Source organism: Antrihabitans spumae, from assembly GCF_043944905.1.
Classification (GTDB): Bacteria; Actinomycetota; Actinomycetes; order Mycobacteriales; family Mycobacteriaceae; genus Antrihabitans; species Antrihabitans spumae.
Window position 1 is genome coordinate 44,101 of the sequence record NZ_JBIMSN010000145.1, and the last position, 11,035, is coordinate 55,135.

Sequence of the window (11,035 nt, forward strand, 5' to 3'; positions counted from 1 at the left end):
CAGCACCCTCATGGCAGCATGGCCTCGATCCGGTGGCGCGCTTTCGAACCGAGAAATCGGTCGAGCTGATCGGTGAGAGCCGCGCGGGCACTCGCCTGCTGGCGCGCGAAATGCGCGGAAAGTTCGCCCATCGCAAGCAAAGTGGCAGCAGGCGGCGCGGCGACGGTGGGTTCGCGGGATTCCAGCATCTGGGTGGCGAAGACTCGCAGCCCGGCGCTTTGCATCTCACCGTCCTGGAAGTCGCCGAGCAGGTCCTGAAGCTTCTTCAGGTCCTTGACGGTGGCCTTGTGTGCCTCGGGTTCGCATACCGGACCGAACACCTCGAGTAGGTAGCGGAGTTCTTTGCAGCGCTTGCGCAGTGAGTGCACCTCGTCGTGATGTGAGTCGGGTGTGATCGCCTTCGCCAGCCGAACAACCTTCTTGTAGGTCTTCATGATTCGTTGCGATGCAAGCGCTCCGGCGGTCGGGGTCGACGATTCCGTAGCTTCGGCGGTGACTGTGACTGTGACTGCGGTTACCGCGGTGAGCGACTCCCGCCACGTCGCGAGGAAATCGGTGAAGCGTTTCGACCGCAACACTCGGACCAGTTTGCGGAGTTCCAGTTCACGTTGCCTGCGTAGATGCTCGCCGAACGGTACGAGGTCCGTCGGCTCGCCGACGAGGAGATGATCGCCGAGGGTCGGCAGGTCGAGCAGGTAGACGTCGAGGTCGCGCGTCGGCGTCGTCAGATCGCCGAGCAGCCGGAAATCGGGTTCGACGCGTTCCTTCAGCCCGTCGGGCAGAACATCTCCCGCGAGTTTGAGCATCGACCGGGTCCGTCTGACCGCGACGCGAAGATCGTGCAGGAACTCGGTGTCGACGTCGTCGACGACACCGGCGACGTTGGCCGCGATGGCGTCGGCGAAACCGTGCAGTGCCGTGGCTACAGCCGCAGCTGCAGGGGTGTCGGCGGTCATCGGTGGCGGTGGTTGAGCGGTCGGTTGGGCAGTGACCGCGATCAGCGTGTCCACGAAATCTCGGTCGGCGACGTCGAAGGATTCCGCGGCGCGTAGGGCGTCGGCAACGTTGTTCGCATCGTGCTGATAGCCGAGCAGAGGTTTGATCTCGAGCCGTGCGACAGCGGTGTCGTCGTGACCGTCGATATGTACTTCGGTCCAGTGGATCCGAACAACCGTCTTCGCGTCCGAATTGAGGACGGCAACAACGCGGGACACCGTCCGTCCGTGCGCGATCGGGCCGACGGCGCGGATCCACATCGCGTCGGCAAGTGCGTCTCGTAGCGGCGATTCGTGGAGTTGTTCGATGCGCGCGGGCCAATGCGGTTGTTCAGGAAGTACGGCAGTCAGAACCTGTTCGCGGCTGAGAAGCGCGAGGTTGTCGGCGGTACCGCGCTCGTGGGTGAGCACCAGACCACGACTGCCCAACCGCCCGTCGACGGTGTCGAGATAGGTCGCCGTGTGTACTCGCCGTGCACCGAATGCCAGGTCGTAGTCGGCAGTGATCGGTGCGAGTGCTGCGGTGATCGCATCGGCGTCGCAATCGGTCGGGTCGTCACGCCAGTCGAACATCGTCGACTCTGAAGTATTCGCCACGGCAACGGGATTCCTCGCTGTTGGGGCCGGCTATCGACCAGCGTAGTCGTGCTCCGGTCGGGACGCAGATCGCCCTTCGCCGGAGTCAGAGCCGCTCGATGAGAATGCGGTCGAATGCGATCAGCCGCTGATAGTTCTCGTGCGAGATACGTTCGTCCGAACCGTGAATCCGCTCCAGGTCGGCCTGTTCGAGGATGATCGGGGCGAAGTTGAATCGGACAGCCGCGACGTCGTTGTAGTGTCGGGCGTCCGTTGCGCCGGGAACCAATCCCGTCGTGACCGCGACGTCGGGAAGTACTTTTCTGGCGGACTCGGCGACGAGTGCGAATTCGGGGCCGTCCGACGGTGACACCGGTGACGGTTCGGCGAGCATGCCGGGTGCCAACTCGATGTCGACACGGTCGTCGGCGATCGTTGCGCGGCAGTGGGCGAGGACATCGGCCACCGATTCGCCGGGCAGGATCCGGAAGTTGACGAGGGCCTCGGCGTGCTGCGGTAGGACGTTCGCCTTCACACCACCTCTGATCACGGTCGCTGCGGTTGTAGTGCGAACGAGAGCCTCGGTTTGCGGGCGAGCGGTGAGGATCCGCGCGATGACACCACTGAATCGCTCTGCGGACCGAAGTAGCGAACGGCGTGGCTCGGACATGAAGGGCGCCAACCGCTTTGTCATGTCGAGCACGGTCGGCGACATCAGCAACGGCATCGGGTTGTCTTCGAGCGCGACGACCGCACGCGAAATTCGGCCGACAGCAGTATGTTTGGGCGGCATGGACGAATGACCGCCGAGGTCGCGCGTCGAGAGTCGGACCGTCGCGAAACCTTTCTCGCCGAGCATGATCGACGCCACGGGACGGTCGATTCCGTCGACCACACCGCGCGTGACCACGCCACCTTCGTCGAGCAGGATCTCGGCACGCACGCCGCGCTCGAGCAATTCGCGAGCGATCACGCAGGCACCGTTCTCGCCACCGATCTCTTCGTCGTGACCGAAAGCGAAATAGAGCGTCCCCGTCGGTCGAACGCCGTCGGTCAACGCACCCTCGATCGCCTCCAGCAGCGCGAGTACCCGGCTCTTGTCGTCGATTGCGCCACGACCCCAGACGAATTCGTCGTCGACGACGCCGCTGAAAGGTGGATGCGTCCACCGATCGGGGTCGTCGACGGGCACGACGTCCATGTGGGCGAGGAACAAACCGGCGACCCGCTTCGGGTCGGTGCCTGGCCACGTATACAGCCGACTGTGCCCGAACTTTTCGACGGTGAGTTCGGAATGTGCTTTGGGAAACGATGTTTCGAGCAATTCGCCGAGTTGGACGAACTGGCTGTCGTCGATCCGCGTCGGGTCCTCGTAGGACACGGTCTGCAATCGCAGCGCCTGTGCCAGTCGATCGATCGATGCCGCGCTGTGGCTGTCGAGGGTGTTGAACGCATCGACAAGGCCGAGTGACGACCCGGATCGGGGCAGCGGTGTCGCTCCGAGGCAGGCTCGAAGCTTCGGCAACCCGGGAGAGCGACCACCGCCGTCCAGGCGGATCGCGACGGGTCCGAGCTGCCACGAGCCGTCGGCATCGGGTTCGCCGAGGACTACGCGGTAGCCGGTCGCGGTGCGATCGGTGTCGTCGGTACGGACCGCGATCCAGTCGATGTCGATCCCGGATTCCTGTGCAGCTGCGCTCGGAATCAGTTGCTCGACAAGGATGGGCTCGACAAGGATGGGCAACGTGGGATCGTTCGGGGATGCAACTCGCCACCCGCTTTCGGCGCCTGTCGCATCGGTCCGGGTGAAGTCGACGGGGTCGTCGACGTCGAACCCCGCGTCTCGCAACGCTCGGACTGTTGCGGCGAGATCGTCGACACGAATCGACATCCCGATCAGTCCTTCGGTCGTCGCGAGACCGTCGCCGATGTAGCGCTCGACTGCCGATCCGCGACTGCGCAGTGGGCCCCACGCCGGCGTCTTCGCGAGCAAGCGCACCGCCTGGCCGTACGGGCTGACGCCATAGGACAGCAGGTCGATGGCGACCCCGTTTCGGCAGGGGATCCTCGCCCCTGCCGTCGGTACCCCGGAATGTGGCAGGCCGGGTGCGCTGCCTGCGACGACGTCGATGCCTGCCGCCCGGAATTCCCGTGCTGTGCGCTCGAGGTCTCGTACTGCGAGGAGGAGATGATCGAGCGCTGGTGCCACTAGTTATCGGTCCTGTTCGGCAACTGCAACGGTATGACCGCGTTCGCGATCGTCTGCGGCTCCAGGGTAGTGGTCATCTCGCGGTACCTCTTCTCGATACCCGCGGTCGGTCCGCCTTCGAGGTCGGGTCGGCGCTCGCGGATGAGCAGCGGCAGCTCGATCGTCGCCTGCTCGACCGTCACCGTCGCGCCGGTCGGTGCACGTGTCCACATGTCTTCGACGGTGTCGGTGAGTTTGACGGCAATCCGATGGCCGGCGCGGATCGGCCAGTCCTGCCCGACCAGACGCAGATTCATGCGGCCGTCCGGACCGAGAAGTGAGATGCCGAAGGTGATCACCGTCGCGGCACCGTTCGGTGCGACGTCGTAGACCACCGCCGCAAGACTCGCGTTTGCGGGCCCGCGTGCCTGCGCTGTCATGGAGGCGGTGCCGGAAAGATGCGCGGGCTGCGTGAGAGGCTCGGTGACAGACCAGATTTCACGGTCCGGCGCTCTGACGAAACCGCGATCGACGTAGGTTCCGGTGCGAAGTTCGGCGCGGACCCGCGCGGCGTCGGCAGGTGGCCACTGCGTCTCCGAGCGCCAGCGGCCGTCGAACTGGCCGACGGTGATCTTCGGTCCGGGGACCGAAACATCCTTGCCTGCAACGTGTTTGTCGAAGAAGGTGAGCATTTCTTCGGCGAAGGTCGGTCGGCAGTCGGTAAGGCAGGTGCGATGGCCGATCTGGCCGAACCAGGCCCGGTGATCGGCATTGCCGAGGCCGTTCCACAGTTCGAAGATGCGGTCGGCCCGGGTGTTCAGATCGACGAAACCCTGTTGCAGGAACAGGGGAGTGGTGGCGCCTCGGAGCCGATCGACGAGGTTTCGGTCCTGCCAGTACGGCGTATTCGGATCGTTGTTTCGCATGTTGTCCACGTAGGTGCCGTAGCAACTCTGTGGCGTGCTCGATGCGGCGGCGCGGTACTCGGGGGTGTCGTCGGGCCTGCCCGGTGTCTGCGATATGGCGACATGCTCGGTGCCGATCACAAGTTCACCAGGCAGGATCGGAACGTCGAGCACGGGCTTGGCTGTGAAGTTCCACGAGACGCCCTGCATATAGATGTAGGCGTACGGATCGGGAACGGGCTCGAAAGCCGCGACGGCGGCAAGGCCTTTCGGCTGTTCGGCAATGCCCATCAGGCCGGTCCAGCCCTCGTAGGAAATGCCGTACATGCCGACCTTGCCGGTCGACCACGGCTGCACAGCCGCCCACTCGACCGCGCTCTTGACGTCCGTCCGCTCACCCGGACCACCCCAGTCGGGACACCCGGTCGAACCGCCGTAACCACGGAGGTCGGCGATGACGTAGGTGTAGCCGCGCTCCATGAACAGCTCGATGGGAATGTTCTCCAACGACGGTCCACGGTGCACCAGCGGAACCGACAGATACATCAGATGTGATCGATACGGACTGGCGGTCAGAATCACCGGAGTCTTCACATCGGGTGCAAGCCCGGCCGGGCGCAACACGTCTACGTGGATGCGCTCGCCGTCAGGTGTCGTGAGGTAGTCCTCGGTCCAGGTGTAGCCAGCCGAGGTCGGCTCAGCGCCTGCCTGGAACGGGACGAACACGGAGAGCAGAACGGCGAGAATGCCTGCGACTGCACAGCTCCGAGAGTGGGTGCGGCGTCGATACCGGCTTCGTTGCGTGACCATAGGAGGTCAAGCCAAGCGGGCGGACCGCAGGTTGTCCAGACGGTAGAGCTGGGGTCAGTGCCCGGCCTGGTCGGTCAGGTTCTTACCCTCGTTGTTCTTGACACGCCTGTGCTCGAGGGTCACCCAGGCGAAGCCTCCAGCCAGTGCGACGAAGCAGGCTACGCCGAGAATCAGAGCCCAGCCGCTGAACCCGTATCCCGCTGCCGTCAACGCGAGGGCGAGGCAGGCAAGTCCTGCCAGCACCAGCGCGTAGCCGGGAAAGTTGCGAGCGTCTTCGATTCCTTCGCCCGCGTGGCTACGGGTGGTCCGGTCTTCGTCGGCGTGTACTCCCGTGTTGTCTTCTTGCATCGAGTTCTCCTCCATCGAGTGATCCTCCGTTGCATCGAATACCGCCGCGGTCGAATGTCTTGTAGTGCGGATTCCCTGTGGAGAGCAAACGAAACCCGGATGTGAGGGGAACCACCACGCGTGGTGTCAGTCGGATTCGGCGTCCGTCGCAGGACCTTCCTTGGTTGCTCCACCCTCGTCGGACCAATCTGTAGCCGAACCGTCTGCTGGGTCGCTTACGACGTCGTCGTCAGCGTTGGCAGGGCCGGTGTCGGATTGGTCCGGTTTTGTTGTCATGTGTGGGGAGATGCCCTGTGCGGGACGTCCCGAAACGCTGCCCCCGCAATGAACGCGTCACCGTCGCTGTAGGTCGGGTCGCCGAGGGGTCGGGCGTAGGCCTGAAACTGCGATTTGGTCGTGTGCAATGCGTATTCGGGGGTGGCGACGATTCGGTCGGCCACAGCCCGCACAGCGTCGTCGATGCCGTCGGCAGGTGTCGACCGATGAACCATCCCGTAGTGCTCGGCGGTCGCCGTATCGATTCGGGTACCCAACATCACGAGATCACGTGCGCGCGCTGCGCCGATCTCGGTCACGAGTCGCGGAACGGTACCCCAGGTCAATGGGAGTCCGATCTGAACCTCGGGCAGGCCGAAGGACGCGTCGTCGGTCGCTATTCGGAAGTCGCAGGCCAATGCCAGAGCGAGTCCGCCGCCGAGCACATGGCCGTGCAACCGCGCCACCGTTACGACGTCGCAGTCGGCAATGGCTTGGCACGCCCGGTAGCCGACCTGGCCGTGCCACCGGCGTTCCCGCTCGCCGATGCCGGAAACGCCGGGAAGGTTGCCCAGATCCGCGCCCGCGCAGAACGACCGACCCCGACCGCCGAGTACGACGACTTTCACATCGAAGCTGCGCTGCAGACCCGTGAACACGTCCGCGAGTTCGGTGAGTGCGTCGTCGTCGAGGGCATTCAGCTTCGCAGGCCGGTTCAGCCACACGTGCAGAATCGGACCTTCTCGCACTACTTCGAGCATGGGTTGCGCTCCCGTCGTCGATCGCCGACCAGCTGGGCCGACCTCGTGGCAGAGGCTATCGCGGACGCCCGTCGCCGAAGTTGCCAACCACCGCGTAGATATGGTTAGGCTTGCCTATCTATTGTTCGCCTGCCTGCTTGTCTCATTCACCTTTTTTCGAACGGACCCAGCCGTGAAGCCACACTCGAATCCAGCCGTGCGCCGCCTGTCGGTGCTGGTTGCGGCACTACTTGCACTGTCGTTCAGCGGCGCGTGCTCATCCGATTCGTCGTCGAGCGCTGACGACACCTCCGGACCGTGGAGCTTCGTCGACGGATCGGGAGAGACTGTCGAGGTCGATCACACACCGAAGCGAATCATCGCGCACGCCTATGCCGCGGCAGCGCTGATGTCGTTCGGAATCAAGCCGATCGCGGTGTGGGCCGATTCCGACGTGACAACCGACCCAGGAACGAAAGACCTCGACCTCTCCGGCGTCGAGATACTCGGCGAAACATTCGGCGAGATCGACGTCGAGAAGGCGGCGTCGTTGCGGCCCGACCTGATCGTCGGCGACTGGTGGCCCGTCGAGAACGCGCACTCCGGCTTCGAGGCCGGCGTGCAGGAGGAAAGCAAGAAGCTCGCTGACCTGGCACCCGTCGTGGGACCGAGCCAGGGTGACTCGATCGTCGAGCTGATCGAAGGCTACGAGAAGCTCGCGGCAAGTCTCGGCGGCAAACTCGACGATCCGACCGTTGCGGCGAACAAACAACGGTTCGAGACCGCTCGCAGCAACTTCACGCAGGCAACCGCGGCCAAGCCGGGCCTCACCGCCCTTGCCGTGTCACCGACCACCGACGGACTCGCCGTCGCGGTGCCGAAGTACGCACCCGAATTGCTCGACTTTCAGAGCTGGGGGCTCAACGTCGTCGATCCCGAGCGGCCGGACGAGGGCTTCCCGTACTGGGAGACGCTGAGCTGGGAGAATGCCGACCGATACCAGCCCGACCTGCTCCTGATCGACGACCGCTCCTACCCTGCCAACCTCGACGACGCGAAGAAGCAGCCGTCGTGGACCAGCGTCGCGGCAGCCAAGGCAGACGCGGTCGTGCCTTGGCCCGCGTACTGGTTGCACACCTACTCCGACTACGCGACGCAGCTGGAACAGCTCACCAAGGCAGTGCAGTCGGCGAACGCCGACCTGGTCGGGTGAGTTCGACACCCACCGCAACCCTCACCGCGACTCGGAAGCCGGCGTCGAGGGACGATCGCGCTCTTGCGTCGGGCCTGGTCCTCGCGATCGTTGCGCTTGCCGTGATGTCGCTTGCGAGTCTGGTGCTCGGTTCACGCGCGGTCGACCTGTCGACGGTGATCGATGCGTTCACGAACTTCGATCCGTCGTCGACGCCGGAAACGGTGGTCCGGCACATGCGGGTGCCGAGGACCCTGCTCGGTCTGCTCGTCGGTGCAGCGCTCGGCCTCAGCGGTGCGTTGCTGCAGGGTGTGACGCGCAATCCGCTCGCCGACCCCGGAATCATGGGGATCAACGCGGGCGCCGCTGCCGCGGTCGTCCTCGGCATCACGGCATTCGGGATCGAGTCCGTCGGCGGCTACGTCTGGCTGGCCTTCGTCGGCGCCGGCATCGCGACCGTCGTCGTCTACTCGGTCGCCTCGTTCGGGCGGGAAGGCGCAACGCCCGTCAAGCTAGCTCTCGCGGGCGCCGCGGTCACGGCCGCGCTCACCTCTGTGACGACCGCCGTGATCATGTCCGACGTGCGTGCGCTGAATCAGCTGCGCTTCTGGCAGGTCGGGTCGCTGGCCGGTCGGTACATGCCGGTGTTCTGGCAGGTGCTGCCGTTCATCGCGGTCGGTATCGTGCTCGCCCTCGGGGCGGCCAAAGCACTGAACGGTTTGGCGCTCGGCGACGACACCGCTCGCGCGCTCGGCCAGAACGTCGGCCGAACCCGAGCGGTCGTCTTCGTAGCGGTCATCCTGCTGTGCGGGGCAGGAACCGCGGCCTGCGGACCCATCGTGTTCATCGGACTCGTCGTGCCGCACCTTGCACGAATGATCTGCGGACCGAACTATCGCTGGATCCTTGCCTACTGCATCGTGCTCACGCCACTCGTCTTCCTTGCCGCCGATATCGTCGGCCGTCTGGTCATGCCGACCGACTCGGAGCTGGAGGTCGGGATCGTGCTCGGCGTGCTCGGAGCGCCCGCGTTCGTTCTGCTCGTTCGCTACAAGAACCTGGCGGAGCTGTGACGGCCGACGTGGTCGCTGCGGTCCGCGGTGATCGACGAGCGCGGACCCGGCGCAAGTCCGTCGTCCTCGGCAGCTTCGCGGCGCTGACGGTCGTACTCTTCGTGGCCTCCATAATGCTCGGCAGCTCACTTTTGTCTGCGCCCGACGTGATCCGATCGGTCCTGCATCTCGTCGACGAACCCAGTATCGACTTCATCGTCCGCGACATTCGGCTGCCACATTCACTTGCCGCACTCTGTGTCGGGTTGGCGCTCGGTGTCTCGGGCACGGTGTTCCAACAGCTGCTCGGCAATACTCTCGCCTCACCCGATTTCGTCGGCGTGTCTGCGGGCGCAAGCTTGGCCGCGGTCGTCGGAATTGTGTTGCTGCACTTGGGTGGACTGGCAATCTCGGCGCTGGCCTTCGGCGGAGCGCTCGTCAGCTCGCTGTTGATCTACATCCTGGCGTGGCGCGACGGCATCACCGGCTATCGATTCATTCTCATCGGTATCGGGGTCTCGGAATTTATGCTTGCGATCGTCTATTTCACGGTCGCTCGCGCACGAATCTCGGACGCGCAGGAGTCGATGCACTGGCTCGCAGGCTCGATCGGGCAGGGGAGCGACCGATCGCTGCAGTGGTTGGTGATCGCACTGCTCGTTCTGGTGCCTGCGGCACTCGTCCTCGATCGGCAACTGCGCACACTCGAACTCGGCGACGACACAGCACGAGCTCTCGGCCTAAGCGTCGAGAAGTCTCGGCTCGCTCTGCTCTTGATCGCGATCGTTCTCGTCGCGTTCGCCACTGCGGTCGCTGGACCGCTCGCGTTCGTCGCGTTGATCGCGGGACCGATCGCCAGAGCGTTGCTCGGACCTGCCAGGGGTTCGATCATCGGCGCAGCATTGGTCGGCGCCATCATCGTTCTCGCGACCGACCTCGTGTGCCGCCACCTGCTACCCACCGAATTGCCGACGGGCGCAATCACCGGCGCGGTCGGAGCGCCGTACCTGTTGTGGTTGATCGCCACGACGAACAGAGAAGGACGTGGCGGATGAAAACGGGCACGCGAGCACACGGCCACGACCTGCGCGCCGGGGACCTCACCCTCGGCTACGGCGCGACCGACATCGTCTGTAACCTCGACGTCCGGATACCGGACGGACGCATCACCGTCATCGTCGGCGCGAACGCATGTGGCAAGTCCACACTCTTGCGCGGCTTGGCACGCTTGCTCCCGCCGCGCGACGGGACCGTCCTGCTCGACGGGCGGTCGGTTCAGGACATGCGCAGTATCGAGGTCGCCAAACTGCTCGGCCTGCTGCCGCAATCCCCGGTCGCACCCGACGGGATCACGGTCGGCGACCTGGTCGGTCGCGGCCGCTATCCACACCAGGGATGGTTCCGGAAATGGAACTCGGCCGACGAAGCCGCACTGGTTCGCGCCTTCGAAGCCACCGGGACCGGTGACCTGATCGACCGCAGGATCTCAGACCTCTCGGGTGGTCAGCGGCAACGGGTGTGGATCGCGATGGTCCTCGCCCAGGAGACCGACCTACTGCTGCTCGACGAGCCGACCACGTTTCTCGACATCAGCAATCAGATCGAACTACTCGACCTGATGATCGATCTCAACCGAGAATCCGGCACGACGGTCGTCCTCGTTCTGCACGACTTGAACCTTGCTTTCCGCTACGCCGACCACGTCGTCGCGATGAAGGCAGGCGCGATCGTTGCCGAGGGTCCGCCGGCGGAGGTCGCGACGGCAGTGGTGATCAAGGATGTGTTCGGTCTCGACTGCGAAGTGGTCCCCGACCCGGTTGCGGGAACGCCGATGATCGTCCCGCGCGGGCGACATCACAGCGCCTGTGCCGCCGACGCGTGACGCCTGGAGCATCCTGAGGCCCCAGGCGGTTCGTGAGTCTGCTACGTGAATGGAACTGTTGGCGTCGGCGTCAGCACGCGGCGGAGCCGCGT

General features: G+C 64.8%; 10 protein-coding genes. 4 read left to right on the forward strand and 6 right to left on the reverse strand.

Features of this window, described 5'->3' with window-relative positions:
- Positions 1-8 precede the first annotated feature (8 nt).
- From ACHIRB_RS28150 to ACHIRB_RS28175, 6 genes are all read right to left on the reverse strand, one after another.
- Positions 9-1,592 (reverse strand): CHAD domain-containing protein, encoded by a 1,584-nt coding sequence (locus ACHIRB_RS28150; RefSeq protein WP_395125573.1) that lies wholly within the window; start codon positions 1,590-1,592, stop codon positions 9-11.
- 85 nt (positions 1,593-1,677) lie between these two features.
- A complete protein-coding gene (locus ACHIRB_RS28155) occupies positions 1,678-3,780 on the reverse strand; it encodes a M20/M25/M40 family metallo-hydrolase (RefSeq protein ID WP_395125574.1) in 2,103 nt (700 codons plus the stop codon).
- The gene (locus ACHIRB_RS28160; protein ID WP_395125575.1) at positions 3,780-5,474 is read right to left on the reverse strand and encodes a CocE/NonD family hydrolase; all 1,695 of its coding nucleotides are present in this window, start codon (positions 5,472-5,474) and stop codon (positions 3,780-3,782) included. Before ACHIRB_RS28160 ends, ACHIRB_RS28155 begins: the two co-directional genes overlap by 1 nt.
- 54 nt (positions 5,475-5,528) lie before the next feature.
- The gene (locus ACHIRB_RS28165) at positions 5,529-5,822 is read right to left on the reverse strand and encodes a hypothetical protein (protein ID WP_395113833.1); all 294 of its coding nucleotides are present in this window, start codon (positions 5,820-5,822) and stop codon (positions 5,529-5,531) included.
- 126 nt (positions 5,823-5,948) lie between these two features.
- Positions 5,949-6,098, reverse strand: coding sequence for a hypothetical protein (locus tag ACHIRB_RS28170; protein WP_395113835.1), 150 nt, complete (start codon positions 6,096-6,098; stop codon positions 5,949-5,951).
- On the reverse strand, positions 6,095-6,838 hold the full coding sequence (locus tag ACHIRB_RS28175; protein ID WP_395113836.1) for an enoyl-CoA hydratase/isomerase family protein: 744 nt from the start codon (positions 6,836-6,838) through the stop codon (positions 6,095-6,097). The genes ACHIRB_RS28170 and ACHIRB_RS28175 overlap by 4 nt, the downstream gene beginning before the upstream one ends.
- Before the next feature lie 172 nt (positions 6,839-7,010).
- Here ACHIRB_RS28175 and ACHIRB_RS28180 point away from each other — a divergent pair, with 172 nt between their 5' ends.
- The 4 genes from ACHIRB_RS28180 to ACHIRB_RS28195 are packed head-to-tail and all read left to right on the forward strand — an operon-like array spanning position 7,011 to position 10,943.
- A complete protein-coding gene (locus ACHIRB_RS28180; RefSeq protein WP_395125576.1) occupies positions 7,011-8,030 on the forward strand; it encodes an ABC transporter substrate-binding protein in 1,020 nt (339 codons plus the stop codon).
- Entirely contained in the window at positions 8,027-9,082 is a 1,056-nt protein-coding gene (locus ACHIRB_RS28185; RefSeq protein ID WP_395113840.1) for a FecCD family ABC transporter permease, read from the forward strand. Before ACHIRB_RS28180 ends, ACHIRB_RS28185 begins: the two co-directional genes overlap by 4 nt.
- Positions 9,079-10,116, forward strand: coding sequence for a FecCD family ABC transporter permease (locus tag ACHIRB_RS28190; protein WP_395125577.1), 1,038 nt, complete (start codon positions 9,079-9,081; stop codon positions 10,114-10,116). The genes ACHIRB_RS28185 and ACHIRB_RS28190 overlap by 4 nt, the downstream gene beginning before the upstream one ends.
- Positions 10,113-10,943 (forward strand): ABC transporter ATP-binding protein, encoded by an 831-nt coding sequence (locus tag ACHIRB_RS28195; RefSeq protein WP_395125578.1) that lies wholly within the window; start codon positions 10,113-10,115, stop codon positions 10,941-10,943. Before ACHIRB_RS28190 ends, ACHIRB_RS28195 begins: the two co-directional genes overlap by 4 nt.
- Positions 10,944-11,035 lie beyond the last annotated feature (92 nt).

Bases quoted from the DNA above. Each gene is read 5' to 3' on its own strand.
- ACHIRB_RS28195 (WP_395125578.1), top strand. From the start codon at position 10,113: ATGAAAACGGGCACGCGAGCACACGGCCACGACCTGCGCGCCGGGGAC.
- ACHIRB_RS28170 (WP_395113835.1), bottom strand. From the start codon at position 6,098: ATGACAACAAAACCGGACCAATCCGACACCGGCCCTGCCAACGCTGAC.
- ACHIRB_RS28165 (WP_395113833.1), bottom strand. From the start codon at position 5,822: ATGCAAGAAGACAACACGGGAGTACACGCCGACGAAGACCGGACCACC.
- ACHIRB_RS28175 (WP_395113836.1), bottom strand. From the start codon at position 6,838: ATGCTCGAAGTAGTGCGAGAAGGTCCGATTCTGCACGTGTGGCTGAAC.
- ACHIRB_RS28160 (WP_395125575.1), bottom strand. From the start codon at position 5,474: ATGGTCACGCAACGAAGCCGGTATCGACGCCGCACCCACTCTCGGAGC.